This is a genomic window from Sphingomonas jatrophae (assembly GCF_900113315.1).
Lineage (GTDB): Bacteria > Pseudomonadota > Alphaproteobacteria > Sphingomonadales > Sphingomonadaceae > Sphingomonas_P > Sphingomonas_P jatrophae.
The window spans coordinates 870708-890022 of record NZ_FOZG01000001.1 but is presented as its reverse complement, the minus strand read 5'-3'; the positions used below and the strand labels follow the sequence as shown (position 1 = coordinate 890022).

12 protein-coding genes and 1 pseudogene are annotated in these 19315 nt (G+C 68.6%); 10 read left to right on the top strand and 3 right to left on the bottom strand.

Annotated features, from left to right (window positions below; all coding sequences use genetic code 11):
• Positions 1-26: 26 nt before the first annotated feature.
• The 7 genes and pseudogenes from BM360_RS04175 to BM360_RS04145 all read left to right on the top strand — a co-directional run bounded on the left by BM360_RS04175 (position 27) and on the right by BM360_RS04145 (position 10572).
• Positions 27-1580, top strand: coding sequence for an aldehyde dehydrogenase (NADP(+)) (locus BM360_RS04175; protein WP_093311130.1), 1554 nt, complete (start codon positions 27-29; stop codon positions 1578-1580).
• 61 nt (positions 1581-1641) lie between these two features.
• Positions 1642-2634 carry an AraD1 family protein gene (gene araD1, locus BM360_RS04170; RefSeq protein ID WP_093311127.1) on the top strand — a complete coding sequence of 331 codons (993 nt, stop codon included), beginning with the start codon at positions 1642-1644 and terminating at the stop codon, positions 2632-2634.
• 2 nt (positions 2635-2636) lie between these two features.
• A complete protein-coding gene (locus BM360_RS04165; RefSeq protein WP_093311123.1) occupies positions 2637-3563 on the top strand; it encodes a Gfo/Idh/MocA family protein in 927 nt (308 codons plus the stop codon).
• Between the two features lie 12 nt (positions 3564-3575).
• Positions 3576-5150: an alpha-N-arabinofuranosidase gene (locus BM360_RS04160; RefSeq protein WP_093311120.1), complete on the top strand. Its 1575-nt coding sequence runs from the start codon at positions 3576-3578 to the stop codon at positions 5148-5150.
• Positions 5151-5182: 32 nt separating this feature from the next.
• Positions 5183-6178: an arabinan endo-1,5-alpha-L-arabinosidase gene (locus BM360_RS04155; protein ID WP_093311118.1), complete on the top strand. Its 996-nt coding sequence runs from the start codon at positions 5183-5185 to the stop codon at positions 6176-6178.
• A 3-nt stretch (positions 6179-6181) separates the two neighbouring features.
• Positions 6182-7192 (top strand): annotated as a pseudogene (locus BM360_RS04150) (glycoside hydrolase family 43 protein); the annotation flags it as partial.
• A 413-nt stretch (positions 7193-7605) separates the two neighbouring features.
• A complete protein-coding gene (locus tag BM360_RS04145; protein WP_093311116.1) occupies positions 7606-10572 on the top strand; it encodes a TonB-dependent receptor in 2967 nt (988 codons plus the stop codon).
• A 166-nt stretch (positions 10573-10738) separates the two neighbouring features.
• Here the strand turns inward: BM360_RS04145 and BM360_RS04140 are convergent, their stop codons facing one another.
• The gene (locus BM360_RS04140) at positions 10739-11371 is read right to left on the bottom strand and encodes a 2-dehydro-3-deoxy-6-phosphogalactonate aldolase (RefSeq protein ID WP_093311114.1); all 633 of its coding nucleotides are present in this window, start codon (positions 11369-11371) and stop codon (positions 10739-10741) included.
• Positions 11372-11440: 69 nt separating this feature from the next.
• Entirely contained in the window at positions 11441-12343 is a 903-nt protein-coding gene (locus BM360_RS04135) for a LysR family transcriptional regulator (protein WP_093311111.1), read from the bottom strand.
• A 151-nt stretch (positions 12344-12494) separates the two neighbouring features.
• Here BM360_RS04135 and BM360_RS04130 point away from each other — a divergent pair, with 151 nt between their 5' ends.
• The 3 genes from BM360_RS04130 to BM360_RS04120 are packed head-to-tail and all read left to right on the top strand — an operon-like array spanning position 12495 to position 18295.
• The gene (locus BM360_RS04130; RefSeq protein ID WP_093311107.1) at positions 12495-15677 is read left to right on the top strand and encodes an efflux RND transporter permease subunit; all 3183 of its coding nucleotides are present in this window, start codon (positions 12495-12497) and stop codon (positions 15675-15677) included.
• The gene (locus BM360_RS04125) at positions 15670-16893 is read left to right on the top strand and encodes an efflux RND transporter periplasmic adaptor subunit (RefSeq protein WP_093311105.1); all 1224 of its coding nucleotides are present in this window, start codon (positions 15670-15672) and stop codon (positions 16891-16893) included. Before BM360_RS04130 ends, BM360_RS04125 begins: the two co-directional genes overlap by 8 nt.
• Positions 16880-18295 (top strand): efflux transporter outer membrane subunit, encoded by a 1416-nt coding sequence (locus BM360_RS04120; protein ID WP_093311102.1) that lies wholly within the window; start codon positions 16880-16882, stop codon positions 18293-18295. Before BM360_RS04125 ends, BM360_RS04120 begins: the two co-directional genes overlap by 14 nt.
• A gap of 4 nt (positions 18296-18299) precedes the next feature.
• On the opposite strand, the gene BM360_RS04115 is transcribed toward BM360_RS04120, so the two are convergent.
• Positions 18300-19313, bottom strand: coding sequence for a lactonase family protein (locus tag BM360_RS04115; protein ID WP_165611197.1), 1014 nt, complete (start codon positions 19311-19313; stop codon positions 18300-18302).
• Between the last annotated feature and the right edge of the window lie 2 nt (positions 19314-19315).

Genomic DNA, 19315 nt, shown 5'->3' with positions numbered 1-19315 from the left:
TGTCGGAGTAATCAAGGAGACGCGCGATGACGGTCGAGACCATGCCTGCGCCGGCAGCCCACCCGTTCCAATCCATCGATGCCGCGACCGGCGAAGCGTTCGGTGCGCCGTTCGCCACGCATGGCCCTGCCGATGTCGACGCCGCCTGCGCCGCGGCCGAGGTCGCGTTCGACGCCTATCGCGCCCTCGACCGCGAGGCGCGGGCCGCCTTCCTCGACGCGATCGGCGATGAGATCGTCGCGATCGGCGACGAGCTGATCGTCACCGCCATGCGCGAGAGCGGCCTGCCGCGCGCCCGGCTGGAGGGCGAGCGCGGGCGCACTGTCGGCCAGCTCAAGCTGTTCGCCGGCGTCGTCCGCGAGGGCGGATATCTCGGCCTGCGCGTCGATCCGGCGCTGCCTGAGCGTCAGCCGCTGCCGCGGCCCGATCTGCGGCTGCGCATGGTGCCGATCGGCCCCGTCGCAGTGTTCGGGGCGTCCAACTTCCCGCTCGCTTTCTCCACTGCCGGTGGCGACACCGCCTCGGCACTGGCGGCGGGGTGCCCCGTCGTCGTGAAGGGGCATCCGGCGCATCCGGCGACGGGCGCTCTCGTTGCTGCTGCCATCCTGCGCGCGGCGGAGAAGACGGGCATGCCCGAGGGCGTGTTCGGCCACCTCGTCGGGCCGGGCAACGATCTCGGCGAGGCGCTGGTCAAGGACCCACGCATCGCCGCGGTCGGCTTCACCGGATCGCGCGGCGGCGGGCTCGCGCTCGTCCGGCTGGCGCAGGCGCGGGACGTGCCGATCCCGGTCTATGCCGAGATGTCGAGCATCAACCCCGTCATCCTCTGCCCGGAGGCACTGAAGGCGCGCGCGGCGGATCTCGGCACCGCCTTCGTCGGATCGCTGACGATGGGGGCGGGGCAGTTCTGCACCAACCCCGGCCTCGTCCTCGCCATCGAGGGTGAGGGGCTCGACGCCTTCGTCGATACCGCTCGCACCGCGCTTGGTGGCGCGAAGCCGACCACCATGCTGACCAAGGGCATCCACGCCGCCTACGAAGCGGGCGTGACCGCGCTGTCCGGTCACAAGCACGTCGAGACGATCGGCCGCGGCGACGTGGGCGAGGGGATTACCTGCGGGCGCGCCGCCTTCTTCGCCACCGACGCGGAGGCGTTCCTCGCCGACGAGTCGCTCGGCCACGAGGTGTTCGGTGCCTCGTCGCTGCTCGTCCGCTGCCGTGACGAGGCAGCGCTGCACCGCGTGCTCAAGGCGTCGGAAGGCCAGCTGACGGCGACGATCCAGATGGATGCCGGTGACGTCGACTTCGCTGCGCGCCTCGTTCCGATCCTGGAGCGCAAGGCAGGCCGCATCCTCGCGAACGGCTGGCCGACCGGTGTCGAGGTGACGCACGCGATGGTGCATGGCGGGCCGTTCCCGGCCACGTCGGACGGGCGCACCACGTCGGTCGGCAGCATGGCGATCGATCGCTTCCTGCGGCCCGTTTCCTACCAGAACCTCCTGCCCGATCTGCTGCCGGCCGAGCTGCGCGACGATGCCGCCGGCACTGCGCCGCGGCTGGTCGACGGCAAGCCCGCCTGAACAACCCCTTGTTTCCGGGGTGACCGCAGCGGCGGCATCCCGGCTTTCCCGGAGAGGATCTATGGCCCTGCGCCTGTTGCAGCATCGCGCCGATAACGGCACCCGTTCGGTGATCGCGGCGGATGGCGATGCCGCCGCCTTCGTGCCCGGCGCGACGACCATCCGCGCCCTTGCGGAGCAGGCCATCGCCGCCGGCACCGATCTCGCCACGCAGGTCCGTTCGGCGGGGCAGGGCGCCACCGTCGAGGTCGCGGCGGAGCTGGCGGCCGGTCGTCTGATCGCGCCGATCGACCATGACGAGCCGTCGCGCATCCTGCTGGCGGGCACAGGCCTGACGCATCTCGGATCGGCCGAGGGACGCGACAAGATGCACCGGGCGGCGGCCGACAAAGAAGCGCTGACCGACTCGATGAAGATGTTCCTTGAGGGCGTCGAGGGCGGCAAGCCGGCGGCGGGCGAGATCGGCCAGCAGCCGGAATGGTTCTACAAGGGCGATGGCTCCGCGCTGCGTGGGCCGGGTGAGACGCTCGAAATGCCCGCTTTCGCGCAGGATGGCGGCGAGGAGCCGGAGCTGGCCGGCATTTACCTGATCGGGCCTGACGGCACGCCGCACCGTATCGGCCTGTGCCTCGCCAACGAATTCTCCGATCACGTAACCGAGCGGCACAACTATCTGTGGCTCGCCCATTCCAAGCTGCGCCAGGCGGCGCTGGGCGCCGAGCTGCTGGTGGGCGAGCCTCCCGAGCATATCGAGGGGGCGAGCCGCATCCTGCGGGACGGCGCGGTGCTCTGGGAGAAGCCGTTCCTGTCGGGCGAGGCGAACATGTCGCACACGCTGGCCAATCTTGAGCAACACCATTTCAAATATGCCCAGTTCCGCCGGCCCGGCGACATCCACGTCCACTTCTTCGGCACGGCGACCCTGTCCTTTGCCGACGGCATCCGGACGCAGGTGGGCGACGCGTTCGAGATCGAGGCGGCGCCGTTCACGTTGCCGCTGCGCAATCCGCTAACGCGTGCGGCGGAGCAGCCCGTCACGGTGAAGGCGCTTTGAACATGGATCCCGTGCGCATCGCCGTGGTCGGCATGGGCAAGATCGCCCGCGACCAGCACCTTCCCGCCATTGCCGGCGACAGCGGATTCAGCCTCGCCGCCACGGTCAGCCCGCACGATCCGGGCGTTGCCGGCGTGCCGCACCACAAGAGCCTCGACGCGCTGCTGGCGGAAGGGCCGCCGGTGGATGCGGTGGCGCTCTGCACCCCGCCGCAGGTTCGCTACGAGCTGGCGGCCGGGGCGCTGAAGCGCGGCGTCCACGTCTTTCTCGAAAAGCCGCCGGGCGCGACGCTGGCGGAGGTCGCGGCGCTGGAGGCGCGGGCCGAGCGGGTGGGGGCGAGCCTGTTCGCCGGCTGGCATTCGCGCTTTGCCGCGGGGGTCGCACCGGCGCGGGCATGGCTGTCCGATCGCACGGTCAAGCAGGTGTCGATCATCTGGCGCGAGGATGTGCGCGTGTGGCACCCCGGCCAGGCGTGGATCTGGGAGCCGGGCGGCCTTGGCGTGTTCGATCCCGGCATCAACGCGCTGTCCATCGCCACGCACATCCTGCCGCGGCCCTTCTTCCTGAAGGCCGCGACCCTGATGCTGCCGGCCAATCGCGCTGCGCCGATCGCCGCCGATCTCGCCTTCTGCGACACGGCGGGCGCGCCGATCCACATGGATCTCGATTGGCGCCAGACCGGCCCGCAAAGCTGGGACATCATCGTCGAGACGGACGCGGGCACGCTGAAGCTGTCCCGCGGCGGCGCGGTGCTGACGCTCCCGAGCGGCACCACGCACAGCGAGGACCGCGAATATGCCGGGCTCTACGCCCGCTTTTCCACGCTGATCCGCACCGGTCGCAGCGACGTGGACACCGATCCGTTGCGCCTCGTCGCCGACGCTTTCCTGAGGGGCAAGCGCGAGCAGGTCGAGGCGTTCGAAGAATAAGGGAGAGGATAGATGACGAGGTTTCTGAGCGCAGCGGCGGCAATGCTGCTGGGCACGGCGGCGGTCGCGCAGACGCCGCCCGCGCCCTACAAAGCGCAGACCCCACCAACGGAGGGCGCGAGCGCAACGATCCATGGCGACAGGCCAGGCCCGACGTATGATCGGCGCATCTTCACGCAATTCGCCGAGCATCTCGGCAATGGCATCTATGGCGGCCTGTGGGTCGGCCAAAACAGCAAAATCCCAAACACGCGCGGCTTCCGCAACGACGTGGTCGGCGCGCTGAAGGGCCTGAACGTGCCGGTGGTGCGCTGGCCAGGCGGCTGCTTCGCCGACGAATATCACTGGCGCGAGGGGATCGGCGCGCGGGCCAAGCGCCCGGTCAAGATCAACACCCACTGGGGCGGCGTGACCGAGCCGAACACCGTCGGCACGCACGAATTCTTCGACCTGACGGAGCTGCTTGGCGCAGAGGCTTATGTCGCGGGCAACGTCGGCAACGGCACACCACGCGAGATGGCGGAGTGGGTCGAATATATGACCGCGCCCGCCGGCAGCCTGGCGGACGAGCGTGCGAAGAATGGGCGCAAGGCGCCGTGGAATGTGCCCTATTTCGGCGTCGGCAACGAGCTGTGGGGCTGCGGCGGCAACATGCGCGCGGAGTTCGCCGCGGACGAGACGCGCCGCTACGCCACCTTCATCAAGGCACCGGCCGGCACGCGTATCCTGAAGATCGCTGCGGGCGCTAACGTCGACGATTACAAGTGGACGGAAACGATGATCGCGCAAGCCGCCGGTCAGGTCGACGCGCTGTCGCTGCATTATTACACCATCCCTGGTGGATGGCCGCCGCGCGCGTCCGCTATCGACTTCGACGAGGCGGGCTGGGCCGAGACCCTGTTTGAGGCGAACCGCATCGACGAGCTGATCACCAAGCACAGCGCGATCATGGACAAATATGATCCGAACAAGCGCGTGTGGCTGGCGGTGGACGAGTGGGGCACCTGGTATGCCGGCGATCCGGGCACCAACCCCGGCTTCCTGCGCCAGCAGAACACGCTGCGGGACGCGCTGGTCGCCGCGATCCACCTCAACATCTTCGCCAAGCATGCCGACCGCGTGAAGATGACCGCCATCGCGCAGATGGTGAATGTGCTGCAGGCGATGGTGCTGACCGACGGCGCCAAGATGGTCCTGACGCCGACCTACCACGTCTTCGCCATGTACAAGCCCTACATGGATGGCACCGTGCTGCCGATCGAGGTCAACTCGCGCTGGTATGCCAAGGACAAGTGGTCGATGCCCGCCGTGTCCGCCTCCGCGGTTCGCGGCAAGGATGGCGTGGTGCGCGTCGCGCTGGCCAATCTCGATCCGAACCAGCCCGCGACAGTGACGACGACGCTGGCGGGCGTGACTGCCACCACCGCGACCGGCCAGATCCTGACCGCCCCGGCGATCACCTCGCTCAACAGCTTTGAGGCGCCGCAGACGGTGCGGCCGGTGGCGTTCACCGGCGCCAGCGTGGCGAACGGCACGCTCAACGTCACGCTGCCGCCCAAGGCCGTGGTGATGCTGGAGCTGCGCTGACGCGCGGTCACCGCCACAAGGGGGAGAGGAAGATGCGCAAAGCACTGTTCGCTGCGCTGGGAGTGGTGATGGCGGCCTGCGTGCAGGCCGCGCCGCCGGGCGGCTCGCTCAACGACCGCCTGACCGGCGACATCGCGCCGACGCACGATCCGGTGATGATCCGAGAGGGCGATACCTATTACGCCTTCTCGACCGGCCTGTCGGCAAAGACCTCGACCGATCTCGTCACGTGGAAGGCGGCGCCCAAGCCGCTCGACAAGCTGCCCGATTGGGCGACGAAGGCGGTGCCGGGCGCGCGCGACATGTGGGCGCCCGACATCAGCTTCGTGAACGGGCGCTACCGGCTCTATTATTCGGTCTCGACCTTCGGATCGAACCGCTCCGCCATCGGGCTCGCCACCAGCAAGACGCTCGACCGCGCCTCGCCCAATTATGGCTGGCGGGACGAGGGGCTGGTTGTCCAGTCGATGCCGGGCGACGATTACAACGCGATCGATCCGAACTTCGTGCGTGATCGCGACGGCAGGCACTGGCTGGCGCTCGGCAGCTTCTGGTCGGGGATCAAGCTGTTCGCGCTCGATGCGAAGACGGGCAAGCCGCTCGACGCCAGGCATCCTGTCTCGCTTGCGAGGCGGCCGGCACCGGCAGGTGGCCCGGCGCCGGTGGAGGCACCGTTCATCATCGATCGCGGCGGCTATTACTGGCTGATCGTTAGCTACGATTATTGCTGCAAGGGCGCGCAGAGCACCTACTATACCGTCGTCGGGCGATCGAAGGCGATCACCGGGCCCTATGTGGGCAAGGACGGCAGCCCCCTGATGAACGGGCAGGGCACCATCTTCATCCGCGCCGATTTGCCCGAGAAGCAGCGCTGGCGCGGACCCGGCCATGCCGGCGTGATGCGCGACAAGGACGGCACCGACTATGTCGTGTGGCACGCTTACGACCGCGAGAACAAAGGCGCGCCGACGCTGCGCATCGCCCCGATCCGCTGGGGTGCGGACGGCTGGCCCGTGCTGGAGGACTGACCCATGATGATCGACCGCCGCCTGTTCCTCGCCGGAGCCGTGGCCACCCCCGCGCTCGCCCGCAGCGCGCGCCAGACCGGCTTGAGCAACCCGCTCGTCCGCCAGCGCGCCGACGCGCAGATCTTCCGCCACACGGACGGCTGGTATTACATGACCGGCTCCGTCCCCGAATATGACCGGCTGGTGCTGCGCCGGGCGAAGACGCTCGCCGGCCTCGCCACCGCGCAGGAGCGGGTGCTGTGGCGGCATCAGGCCAGCGGGCCGTTGTCGGGCTTCATCTGGGCGCCCGAGCTGCACCTGATCGACAATCGCTGGATCATGTATTTCGCCGCCGGCCCGAGCGGCGGCGGCGAGGACGTGTTCCGCATCCGCACCTATGCGGTGGCGTGCGACGGGGCCGATCCGATGGCGGGCGGCTGGTCCGAGCTCGGCCAGTTCCAAACGCCGTGGGACAGCTTCAACCTCGATTCGACCAGCTTCGTCCACCGCGGCCAGCGCTACTTCTGCTGGGCGCAGCGGGAGCCGGGGATCGAGACCAACTCCAACCTCTATCTGGCGCCGATGGCGACCCCGCTGACGCTGGCGGCCAAGCCTGCGCGGCTGACCGTGCCCGAACTGGCGTGGGAGGTGCAGGGCTTCAAGGTGGCGGAGGCGCCGGCCCTGCTGGCGCGCAACGGCCGGCTGTTCATCACCTATTCTGCCAGCGCCACCGACGCGCGTTACTGCATGGGCATGCTGACCGCGCGCGACGATGCGGACATCATGGACCCGAAGAGCTGGATGAAATCGCCGACGCCCGTCTTCCAGACATCGGAGGCGAACCGCATCTACGGCCCTGGCCACAACAGCTTCACGGTGGACGAGCGCGGGCGCGACATGCTCGTCTATCATGCGCGCGACTATAAGGAGATCAAGGGCGATCCCCTGTTCGATCCCAACCGCCACACGCGCGTCCAGCCCTTCGGCTACAAGGCGGATGGCGTGCCCGATTTCGGCGTGCCGCGCGCCAACGGGCGGGTGTGAGCCGGGTCGACTGAATTGGGCATGCCGCCAGCTTCGTCAGCGATGACGCTGGCGGATTCTGAAGGTAGCTGGAGTCGCTGAGCGACAGGGATCAGCCCCTGCGACCGCGCGCTCGCTTGGCTGCGGCTGTCGGCGCTCGTCAGGCGCGATCCTCTGCGCACCCTCAGCTGGTGAAGTGAACGCTGCTGCGAGCAGGTCCGTCCGACGCTCCGTAAGCCGCTCCCCTTGTCGTAGTAATCTGGTGCCCGGTGCGTTGCGTTCGAGGCACATCTGAAAGGATGCGCGCTCCCTTTGTGACGGTGGTCATGCAAATCTGTTGCAATTGCCACTTGTCTGGCGCAGGGGCGCGGCGTAGCAAATGTCCGACTAATGCCGCGTTCGAACGGCGTCTTGGGAGGGGTGTGATGAGGTTGAAGGCGACGATTTTGGGCTCCGTTTCGGCGCTCTCCTTCCTGGCTGCCGCGCCGGCATGGGCGCAGACGCCGCCGGCTACGGGCGGCGTGCCGAAGGACCAGGCCGAGACGGCCTCGGACGGTACGCCCGCGCGCAGCACCAACTCGGTTGCCGAGGGCCAGGTGGGCGGCAACGTCAGCGATGCCGCCGCCGGCGGCTCTGCGGCAAGCGCGCATGCACCCGCTGCCGACGAGATCGTCGTGACGGGCGTGCGCGCATCGATCGTCGGTGCGCTCAACGTCAAGCGCGACGCGGTGCAGGTGGTCGATTCGATCGTCGCCGAGGATGTCGGCAAGCTGCCCGACAACAACGTGATCGAGGCGCTCCAGCGCGTCACTGGCATCCAGGTTACCGACCGCACCGGCGGCGAGGCGGCGGCGATCTCCATCCGCGGCCTGCCCGATGCGCTGACCACGCTGAACGGCCGTAACATCTTTACCACCACCGGGCAGTCGTTCAGCCTTCAGGACATCCCCGCCAACCTCGTCAAGCGGGTCGATGTCTACAAGACCCGCGCCGCCGAGCAGATCGAGACGGGCATCGCCGGCCAGATCGACGTCTTCACCCGCCGGCCATTCGATTTCGACGGTTTCGCCATCTCCGGCCTCGCCCGCGGCATCTACAACGAGCAGGCGGATACGTATAACCCGAACGTCTCGGCGCTGGTCAGCAATCGCTGGGAAACCGGCATCGGTGACATCGGCATCCTGATCAACGGCAGCTATACGCGCACGAAGTATCGCAACATGGCGGTGACTGCCGGTGCGCAGGTGCCGTTCGCCACTGCGACGCCGCCAGCGGGCAGCGGCCTGTTGCCGTATCAGCGCATCTTCCCGGCGGCGACCGACCCGATCACAGGCGCGTTCATCCGCGGCCCGGGCGCGGGCGAGTGGCAGGTGGGCACGGACGCGGGCCTGGCCGACACCGCCGGCTCGACGATGCTCGTCAACGGCGTGGCGACGCCCTATCTGCTGTCGCGGGACGCTATCTTCTCGTCCGATCTGCGCGGCAAGCGCGAGCGGCCGTCAGTCAACGCCGCACTGCAATGGGCGCCGAACGACAGCTCCGTCTACACGGCTGAGGTGTTCTACTCGGGCTTCCGCGGCACCACCTATAACAGCCTGCAGTTCAGCTTCGTCGATTTCTGGGATCCCGCACCGACCCAGGTCGAGCTTTACGAAGGCTCCAACATCGTCAAGGCGCGCAACGCCTACAATGTTTTCGGCTTCCAGAGCGGCGACTATGGTTCGAGCAAGACCGATGGCTTCGTCTACGCGCTGAACGGCAAATGGGACGTGGGCGAGGGCGGCAAGATCACCGCCGACTTGTCACGCCAGACCAGCAAGAACGAGACGACGTTTTTTGCCCAGCGGCTCACCCGCGTGGCGAACCGGATCGATGTCGACTTCAACGCCGCGGGTGGCGTTCCCTCCTACCACTTCGCCGACGATGCCCTGCTGGCACAGCCGTCCAGCTGGACGGTTGGTGAGCTGTACGACAATGGCGACATCACCAAGGGTGGTGCCTACACGCTGCATCTCGACGCCGAATACAAGTGGGACGACGGCTTCCTCCGCCAGATCAAGGGCGGCATTCGTTATGACGATCGCAGCGCACGCTCCTTCTCCCGCACCGCGGATGCGGGCGTGCTGGGCGTGAACTTCGCCACGCTAGACCCAAAGTTCCAGTATACCAACAAGGGCTTCTTCGACGGGCGGGCGGATATCCCCAGCTCGTGGGTCGCGCCCAACGGCTATGCCAATGCGGCGAATGCCGATGCCGTCCGTCAGCTCTATCTGTCGCGGCTGCCCGTCACCAACAACATCCGGCTGAGCGACGACTTCAACTTCATCCCGGTCTTCCGGGTGAACGAGGTCAACATGGCTGCCTACCTGCAGGCAGACACGCAGCTGTCGGTCTTCGGCCGGCCGCTCAACGGCCAGTTCGGTGTCCGCTACGTCGATGTGGATACGGACGTCACCTTCACCGATCGGTTCGCCGGCACGACCACCAATGGATCGGTCGGCACGCACAAGTTCCTGCCGAGCGTGACGCTGCGCTACGAGCCGTTCGACGGCGTGCGCGTGCGCTTCAATTATGGCGAGACGCTGCGCCGCGCCGCCTTTGGCGATCTCAACCCGAACTATACGCTAACGGGCGACCTGACGCAGGTCGGCTACGGCACCGGAACGCGCGGCAACCCCGCGCTACAGCCGACGCGCTCGAAGAATTTCGACCTTGGCCTGGAGTGGTATTTCGATCGCGACATGGCGGTGTACGGCACGCTGTTCCGGCGCGAGATCCAGGGGCTGGTCGTGCCGATCACCTCGTTGGTCAACGTCAACGGCACCGGCCTGAACACCAATCGCTTCCTCACCACCCGGCCCGAAAATGCGTCAGACGGCGTGCTGAAGGGGGCGGAGGTGGGCTTCACCCTGTTCCCGCGCTGGCTGCCCGGCATCCTCAAGGGGCTGGGCGCGCAAGGGTCGTTCACCTTCCTGAAGTCGTCGCAGAACATCCCGCTGGTCGACATCAATGGAAACGTCACGGGCGAGACCAAGACCGACTTCTTCGGCGTATCGGACTTCTCGTACAACGTGACGGCCGCCTATGACCGCGGCCCGGTCGGCGCGCGCCTGTCTTATGTTTGGCGCAAGGCCTTCCTGCAGCGGAACGAAGCGCGGCTGTTCGCCAATCCGATCGGCGTGTGGCGCCGGCCGGACAAGAGCCTGGACTTCCAGTTGACGCTCAACGTCACGGATCGGATGGGCGTCACCTTCGATGCGGTGAACCTGACCAAGACCAAGCAGCAGGAATATTACAAATTCGAGGATAAGGGCGGGTTCGAGCGTTACAATCTCGGCACCGTTCTCCTCGCCCGCACCTTCGCGCTCGGCGTTCGCTACGCGCTCGACTGATGCGGTCGCCCCGGTGTCTCCGTCGCGCACTCCCCTCGTGCGTCGGAGCATCGGTGGCGCTCGCGCCGGCGGTGGCGCAACCCTCGGCAGCCCTCCCTCCGCTGCCGTCGCCACCGTCGGCCTTCCTGCCGCTCGGCGTTGTTGATGGATTGAACTCGACCGCCGTTCAGCCGAGCGCCGCCAGCGTGGCCACGAAAGCGCGCGCGCGGCTGCCCACCTCGGCAGCGGAGAGGCCTGGCTTGTAGAGGCCGGAGCCAAGCCCGAAGCCGTCCGCGCCGGCCGCCAGATAAGGCGCCATCGTGTCCGGCTGGATGCCGCCGACGACGAGCAGCGGCACGCGCGGCAGCACCGCCCGTTGCGCCTTGACGACGGCGGGCGATGCCGCTTCCGCCGGGAACAGCTTCAGCGCATGCGCGCCCGCCTTCAGCGCGCGGAATGCCTCGGTTGGCGTGAAATAGCCGGGTGCCGAGACCAGGCCGGCCGCAACCGTTGCCGCAATCACCGCCTCGTCGATGGACGGCGAGACGATCAGCTGCCCGCCCGCCGCCGCCACGCGTGCGACATCCTCCACCTCCAACACGGTGCCCGCACCGACCAGCAGCGCGTCGCCATGGCGCTCGGCGATCGCGGCGATGCTGGCGAGCGGATCGGGCGAGTTGAGCGGCACTTCGAGGATGCGGATCCCTGCGTCCCGCAGCGCATCGGCAACGGGGATCGCCTCCGCCGGCGTCAGCCCGCGCAGGATTGCGACGAGCGGGCATTCGCGCAGCAGCGCGTTGAAACGATCGGCAGCGGTCATTCTGAGGTCTCCGGCGGCAGGGCGGGGGCCGACTTACCCGACGATTCCGGCTATCGCCATGCGGTTGCGCTATTCATCCTGCTCCGCACCAGCGCTCAGCAATGCGGCGAACAGGCGCGCGGTCTTCGGCCATTGCTGATGATGGACAAGCCACAGGCGGCTGAGCGCGCCCGGCTCATCGAAGGGCCGCCACGTCAGCCCGTCCGCCTTGAGCGTGCCGAGCGAGCGGGGGAGGAGGGCGATGCCGATGCCCGCGGCGACGAGGCCGATCAGGCTGGCAAGGCCACCCACCTCCTGCGCGACATGCAGATCGAGCCCGCGACGGCGGAAAATGGCGGAGAGGTGATCGGTGAAGCCCGCGCCCGCCGCCGCCTGATATTGCACCACCGGCAGACCGGCGAGATCGGCCGCGCCGAGCGGTCGATCCTCTTGCGCCAGCGCATGGTCAGTCGGGATAGCGACCAGTAGCGGCTCCTCCCCGATCAGGATGGCGGAAAGGAGCGGCGGCAGCGGCAAGGGCTCGAAGCCGCGAACGAAGCCGAGGTCGATCGCGCGGGTGGCGAGTTGGTCGAACTGATCGTCGCGCGGCAGCTCGGCCAAAGTCAGGTGGATGGCCGGGTGATCGCGCCGGAACCCTGCGAGCGCGCGGCCGACCACAGGCACGAACGGGACCGAGCTTGAGAAGGCGACGGCCAGCGTGCCGATCTCTCCCGCCAGCGCCCGCCGTGCAACGTCGGCGGCATGCGCCGCCTGCGCCAGCGTGGCGCGTGCCTCGGGCAGGAACAGGCGGCCAGCTTCGGTCAGCTCCACACGGCGGCTGGTCCGCTCGAGCAGCGGCACGCCCAGTTCCTCCTCGAGCGCGCGGATCTGCTGGCTGAGCGGCGGTTGCGAGATGCCGAGATCGGCAGCGGCGCGACCGAAATGCCGTTCCTCGGCAACGCGGACGAAGTAGCGGAGGTGGCGCAGTTCCATCGATCAGGTCGCAAAAGATATCGATCCTGCCGTATCATATATTTGAACTGAGACAACGTTCGTTACACTTTTTGCAGTGCAGCGGAGTCGCCTTCGCTGCATGCGGCTCCGGCGGTCCTCGCCGCGGTCGGGCTCGGGGATGGCTCCAGCGATGCTCAACATCGTCAAGATCGCGCTGACGCGGCCGCTGACCTTCATCGTCATGGCGGCGCTGATCCTGATGGTAGGCATCGGCGCGGCGTTGCGCACCCCCGTCGACATCTTTCCCGAGATCCGCGTGCCGGTGATCGCGGTGGCCTGGCAATATTCCGGTCTGGCTCCCGAGGAGATGGCAGGCCGCATCATCACGCCGTACGAGCGGGTGCTGACCACGACCGTCAACGATATCGAACATGTCGAGAGCCAGTCGCTCCAGGGCATCGGCGTGGTGAAGGTGTTTCTTCAACCGAATGCGGACGTGCGCACCGCGACGGCGCAGGTCACCTCCGTCAGCCAGACGGTGCTGCGTCAGCTGCCGCCCGGCGTCACCCCGCCGCTGATCCTCAATTACAGCGCATCGACGGTGCCGATCGTGCAGCTGGCGGTGACCGGGCCGGGCCTGAACGAGCAGCAGCTGTTCGACATCGGGCAGAACCAGATGCGGCCACAGCTCGTCACTGTGCCCGGTGCCGCGATCCCGTTTCCCTCGGGCGGGCGGCAGCGGCAGGTGCAGATCGATATCGATCCGAACGCGCTTCAGGCGCGCGGCCTGTCCGCTCAGGATGTCGGGGCCGCGATCGCCGCGCAGAACCAGATCAACCCGGCCGGCTTCGCCAAGATCGGCAGCTTCCAGTACAGCGTCAAGCTGAACAACGCGCCCAGCTCGGTCGAGGCGCTGAACGATCTGCCGGTCAAGGTGGTCAACGGCGCCACCATCTACATGCGCGATGTCGCCCACGTCCGTGACGGCTCCGCGCCGCAGACCAACGTTGTGCATGTCGATGGCCACCGATCGGTGCTGCTGACGATCCTGAAGAACGGCGCCACCTCCACGCTGGCGATCATCCAGGGGATCAAGGATCGCATTCCGGACCTTGCAGCCGGATTGCCCGCCTCGCTGAAGATCGAGCCGATCGGCGATCAGTCCCTGTTCGTCGAGGCGGCGGTCTCCGGCGTGGTCAAGGAAGGCGCGATCGCCGCGGCGTTGACCAGCCTGATGATCCTGCTGTTCCTCGGCTCGTGGCGGTCCACCGTCATCATCGCGCTGTCGATCCCGCTGGCGGTGCTGGCCGCGGTCGCCGCGCTGGCGGCGTTCGGGCAAACGCTGAACGTGATGACGCTGGGCGGGCTGGCGCTCGCCGTAGGCATCCTCGTCGATGATGCGACCGTCACCATCGAGAATATCAACTGGCATCTCGAGCAGGGGAAAGGCGTCGTCCAGGCGATCCTCGACGGTGCGGCGCAGATCGTGACGCCCGCTTTCGTGTCGCTGCTGTGCATCTGCATCGTGTTCGTGCCGATGTTCGCGCTGCCCGGCGTCGCCGGCTTCCTGTTCGTGCCGATGGCGCTGTCCGTCGTGTTCGCGATGATCGCATCGTTCATCCTGTCGCGCACGCTGGTGCCGACGATGGCGATGTATCTGCTCAAGCCGCACAAGCCGGGCGAGGACGTTCACGCCGCGCCGCCCTCCCGCAATCCGCTCGTCCGCTTCCAGCGCGCGTTCGAAGTGCGGTTCGAGCGGGTGCGTGCCCGCTATGGCCGCTGGCTGGGGCTCGCGATCGGGCGGCGGCGACCGTTCATGGCGGGCTTCGTCGCGGTGGTGCTGCTGTCGCTGCTGCTGGTGCCGTTCCTCGGCCGCAACTTCTTCCCGGCAGTCGATGCGGGACAGATCACGCTGCACGTGCGTGCGCCCGTCGGCTCGCGGATCGAGGAGAGCGCCGCCATCTTCGACCGAATCGAGCGGCGCATCCGCGTGCTGCTGGGGCCGGGTGAAGTTGCGCGGATGGCCGACAATATCGGCCTGCCGGTCTCCGCCCTGAACACCGTCTACAACAACAGCGGCACGATCGGTCCGCAGGACGGCGATATCCTGATCTCGCTTGCCGAGCATCATCGCCCGACCTCGGAGCATGTCGCGATGCTGCGGCGGGAGCTGCCGAAGAGTTTTCCCGGCGTCACCTTCTCGATGCTGCCGGCGGATATCACCAGCCAGATCCTGAACTTCGGCGCGCCGTCGCCGATCGACGTGCAGATCGCCGGCAAGAACGCCGTCGCCAACGCTGCTTTTGCCGAGCGGCTGCTGCGCGAACTCCGCCGCGTGCCCGGCCTCGCCGACGTGCGGCTTCAGCAGACCGCGCGCTATCCGCAGCTCAACGTCGACATCGATCGCACGCGCATCGGCCAATATGGGCTGACCGAGCGGGATGTGACCAACAGCCTGGCCAGTTCGCTCGCCGGCACGTCGCAGACCGCACCCGTCTTTTTCCTCAATCCGGAAAATGGCGTCTCCTACCCGGTCGTGGCGCAGACGCCCGAATATCAGCTGGGTTCGCTGAACGCGCTGTCGGCGGTGCCGGTGTCAGGCGCCAATGCCGCGACGCAGGTGCTGGGGGGGCTCGGCCGCATCTACCGGACCAACACCAATCCGGTGGTCAGCCACTATAACATCATGCCCGTGCTCGACATCTATGCAGCCCCGCAGGACCGCGATCTCGGCGCGGTGGCGGCGGACGTGCAGAAGGTGATCGACCGTTTCGACAAGGACAAGCCGAAGGGCACGACCGTGACGCTGCGCGGCCAGTATCAGACGATGAACACGGCCTTCTCCGGCCTCGGCTTCGGCCTGATCGGCGCGGTGCTGCTGATCTACCTGCTGATCGTCGTCAACTTCCAGAGCTGGCTCGATCCCTTCATCATCATCACCGCGCTGCCGGGTGCGCTGGCGGGCATCGTGTGGATCCTGTTCCTGACGGGCACCACGCTGTCGGTCCCCGCGCTGACGGGGGCGATCATGTGCATGGGCGTGGCCACCGCCAATTCGATCCTCGTCGTCAGCTTCGCGCGCGAGCGGCTGGCGGAGCTGGGCGATGCGGCGCAGGCGGCGATGGAGGCGGGCATGGTCCGCTTCCGCCCGGTGCTGATGACCGCGCTCGCCATGATCATCGGCATGCTGCCGATGGCGATCGGCCTGGGCGAGGGAGGCGAGCAGAATGCGCCGCTCGGCCGGGCGGTGATCGGCGGCCTGATCGTCGCCACGATCGCGACCCTGTTCTTCGTGCCGACCGTGTTCAGCTATCTCCACCGCAAGAGGCGCACCGCGCCGCCCGCCCGGGATCTCGACCTCGCTTATGCCTGAGCCTGCCACCCACGACACACTCCCGCCCGACGACGAGGCGGACCGCCGCGAACTGCGCGGGTTGAAGCGCATCGGCCTCGGTGTCGGCATCGCAGCGCTGGCTATCGCGGGCTGGGGCATCGCCTCGCGCTACTCGAACGACCGGCATCTTGCCGGTGAGGCGGCGCAGGCCGGCACGATGACCGTCGCTTATGTGCTGCCCGAGACCGCTGGCGCGCACAGCGATCTCGTGCTGCCGGGCGCGATCCAGGCCTATAACAGCGCAGCGATCTATGCGCGCACCAATGGCTATCTGCGCCGCTGGCTGGCGGACATTGGCGATCATGTCCGCGCCGGCCAGCCGCTCGCCATCCTTGACGCGCCCGATCTCGACCAGCAGCTGGCGCAGGCGCGTGCCGACTATCAGACCACGCTGGCGCAGCAGGCGCTCGCAGGCACGACTTCCAAGCGCTGGGCGAACCTGCTCAAGGCGGACGCCGTGTCGCAGCAGGAGGCGGATGAGCGCGCCGCCGACTACCGCGCGCGCACCGCGGTCGCCAATGCCAGCCTCGCCAATGTTCGCCGGCTGGAGGCGCTGAAAGGCTTCACCCAGTTGCGTGCGCCGTTTGCGGGCATCGTCACCAGCCGCTCGGCGCAGATCGGTGCGCTCGTCGTATCGGGCACCAGCGCGGCCCAGCCCTTGTTCACCGTCTCCGATGCGCACCGCGTGCGGATCTACGTGCGCGTGCCGCAGGGCTATTCGGGACAGATCCACAAGGGGATGCACGCGGCGCTCACCTTGCCGGAATATCCCGGCCGCGCCTTCGATGCGGTGCTGACCCGTTCGGCCGGGGCGGTCGACAATGCCTCGGGCGCGATGCTGGTCGAGCTGCAGACCGGCAATGGCGACGGCGCGCTGAAGCCGGGCGCCTTCGCACAGGTCAGCTTCCCGCTGGCAGCGCAGGCGGGCACGCTGCGCATTCCGTCGAGCGCGCTCATGTTCGGTGGCGACGGCACCAGCGTTGCCACCGTCGATGCGGGCGGCCGCGTGACGATCAAGCGGGTAACGATCGCACGCGATCTCGGCCGCCAGATCGAGGTCGGCTCGGGCCTGACCCCTCGTGACCGCGTGATCGACATGCCGCCGGATGCGGTCCAGACCGGGGATCGGGTGCAGGCCGCCCCCGCGCCGAAGGATGATACGGCCCAGCCGAAGGCGGGCAATGGCAAGGCGTGACGTCGCGGCCGCCGCGCTGATCGCGCTGGCGGGTTGCTCTGCCGCACCCGACTATCGCCCGCCCATCACCGCTGTTCCGGCCGACTATAAGGAAGCCGCGCCGGTTGTGCCCGCGGGCTGGGCGCCCGCGCGGCCGCAGGCGGCGGGTGGCGGCGCATGGTGGCGGCTGTTCGACGATCCGGTGCTCGACGCGCTTGAGGCGCGCGTGGAGCGGGCGAGCCCCACGCTGGCCGCCGCGCTCGCCCGCTACGAACAGGCGCGTGCGCAGGTCGGGGTGGAGGCGGCCGATCTCGCCCCACAGGTCAGCGCCGCTGCGTCGGCCGAGCGGGACCGGCTGTCCGCGCGGCGGCCGCTGGCGGGCAGCAGTGCGACCTTCAACGAGTTCACCGTGGGCGCGCAGCTCGCCTACGAGGTCGATCTGTGGGGCCGCATCCGCAACTCGGTGCGGGCCGCACGCGCGGACGCGCAGGCAAGCGCGGCCGATCTGGCGGACGTGCGGCTGAGCCTGCAGGCGCAGCTGGCGGATGCTTATGTCAGGCTCCGCGGTCTCGATGCCGAGCGCGCCTTGCTCGATCGCACCGTCTCGGCCTTCGCCCGCGCGCATCAGCTCACCGTCACGCGCCACGACGGCGGCATCGCCAGCGGCTTGGACGTCAGCCGCGCGCAGACATTGCTGTCCGATGCGCGTGCCCGGATCGCGGAGGTGGTCAATCGCCGCGCCGCACTGGAGCATCAGATCGCCGCGCTGGTGGGCGAGGTGCCATCCAGCTTCAGCCTCGCTGCGCGGGACGGGCTGGCGCCGCCGCCGCTGGTGCCGCCGGGCCTCCCGTCCGAACTGCTCCAGCGCCGGCCCGACGTTGCGCAAGCGGAGCGGCGCATCTTCGCCGCCAATGCCCGGATCGGCGTGGCGCGCGCAGCCTTCTTCCCGACACTCACGCTCGGCGGCGCGGCGGGCTTCGACGCGACCAGCGGCGCGCTGCTCAGCAATCCGGCAACCTTCTGGGCGCTGGGGCCTGCGCAGGCGGTGCTCGCGTTGTTCGATGGCGGACGGCGGCGCGCGCAGGTGCGGATCAGCCGGGCGCAATTTGACGAGGCGGCGGCAGAGTATCGCGGCACGGTGCTGACGGCCTTCCGTGAGGTGGAGGATGCGATCGCCGCGGCGCGTCTGCTGGCCCAGGCCTCGGTCGACCAGCGCGCGGCGGCAAGTGCGGCGGCGCGTACCGAGGCGCTGGCGCTCGTCCGTTACCGCGATGGCGCGTCGGACTATCTCGAAGTGGTCACGGCGCAGACCGCGGCGCTCGATGCCGAGCGGAGTGCGATCCTGTTGCAGACCAGCCGGTTGCAGGCGGCCGTCGCGCTGGTGCGGGCGCTGGGCGGCGGTTTCGGCGCGGTAGCGGGCTGAGGCGTCAGGCGCGGTCCAGAAAGACCGGGCCCGCTATGTCCGCGCGTGCGGGCAGGGAGCGCAGCGTCCCGTCCGGCCCGACCGCGAACAGGGTGACGCCACCCCCTTCCTCGTTGGCGGCGAGCAGGCGGGCGCGTTCCTTGAGCAGCAGCAGGTGGCGGGGCATGGCGCCCCCGCTCGGCACATGGCCGAGCAGCCGGAGCTGCCCGCCCTCCAGCGCAAAGGTCGCGATGCTGTCATGCCCGCGATTGCTGACGTGGATGCGATCGCCCGCTTCGGTGGTGAGGATGGCGCCAATCAGGCTCTCGCCCGCATCCGGCGGGAGGCTGGTGAGCGTCTGCACGGCCTCATAGCCGTCCGGACCGGTGCGGCGGAGCATCGTCAGCGTGGAGGCGAGTTCGCTGGCGAGGACGGCCAGATCGGTGCCGGGCAGGAAGGCCAGGTGCCGCGGCCCCGACCCGGCCGGCGCATGCCATGCGGTTGCGGGCTGGCCAAGGCCGCGCTCCGGATCGACAGTAAAGGATAGGATGCGATCCGCCCCAAGGTCGACCAGATGCAACCGCCGCCCGCTATCGGCGAAGCCGACCCAGTGCGCATGCGGGCCGGCCTGTCGCTCGGCATGCGGCCCATGGCCAGTGAGCAAGGCCATGCCGAGGCGGGTGGGTCGGCCCGCCTCGTCCAGCCGGAACAGCGTGACGCTTCCGCTCTCGTAATTGGCGACGGCGAGCTTGCGTGTGGCGGGATCGAAGGCAAGATGGCACGGCGCGGCACCGCCTGACGACCGCCGGAAGCGCGGCTCCCAATCGGCTGTGGCGAAGGCGGCGATCTCGCCCTGATCCTGCTCGTCCACGGCAAGGATCAGGTCGCCAGCGGGCACCCACCAGGAAGCATTCCGCGCCTGCGACATCGGCTCGCCTACGATTAGCCGGTCGTCGGCAGTCAGCGTCAGCGGCACCACGCCGCTGCCGCCCAGCCGGTCATAGGTGCCGACGAGCAGCGCGCAGCCGCCCTCCGCCACGG

What these genes read in the sequence shown, in the direction of transcription:
- BM360_RS04175 (WP_093311130.1), top strand. Translation starts at nt 27, where the DNA reads ATGACGGTCGAGACCATGCCTGCGCCGGCAGCCCACCCGTTCCAATCC.
- araD1 (WP_093311127.1), top strand. Translation starts at nt 1,642, where the DNA reads ATGGCCCTGCGCCTGTTGCAGCATCGCGCCGATAACGGCACCCGTTCG.
- BM360_RS04165 (WP_093311123.1), top strand. Translation starts at nt 2,637, where the DNA reads ATGGATCCCGTGCGCATCGCCGTGGTCGGCATGGGCAAGATCGCCCGC.
- BM360_RS04160 (WP_093311120.1), top strand. Translation starts at nt 3,576, where the DNA reads ATGACGAGGTTTCTGAGCGCAGCGGCGGCAATGCTGCTGGGCACGGCG.
- BM360_RS04155 (WP_093311118.1), top strand. Translation starts at nt 5,183, where the DNA reads ATGCGCAAAGCACTGTTCGCTGCGCTGGGAGTGGTGATGGCGGCCTGC.
- BM360_RS04145 (WP_093311116.1), top strand. Translation starts at nt 7,606, where the DNA reads ATGAGGTTGAAGGCGACGATTTTGGGCTCCGTTTCGGCGCTCTCCTTC.
- BM360_RS04140 (WP_093311114.1), bottom strand. Translation starts at nt 11,371, where the DNA reads ATGACCGCTGCCGATCGTTTCAACGCGCTGCTGCGCGAATGCCCGCTC.
- BM360_RS04135 (WP_093311111.1), bottom strand. Translation starts at nt 12,343, where the DNA reads ATGGAACTGCGCCACCTCCGCTACTTCGTCCGCGTTGCCGAGGAACGG.
- BM360_RS04130 (WP_093311107.1), top strand. Translation starts at nt 12,495, where the DNA reads ATGCTCAACATCGTCAAGATCGCGCTGACGCGGCCGCTGACCTTCATC.
- BM360_RS04125 (WP_093311105.1), top strand. Translation starts at nt 15,670, where the DNA reads ATGCCTGAGCCTGCCACCCACGACACACTCCCGCCCGACGACGAGGCG.
- BM360_RS04120 (WP_093311102.1), top strand. Translation starts at nt 16,880, where the DNA reads ATGGCAAGGCGTGACGTCGCGGCCGCCGCGCTGATCGCGCTGGCGGGT.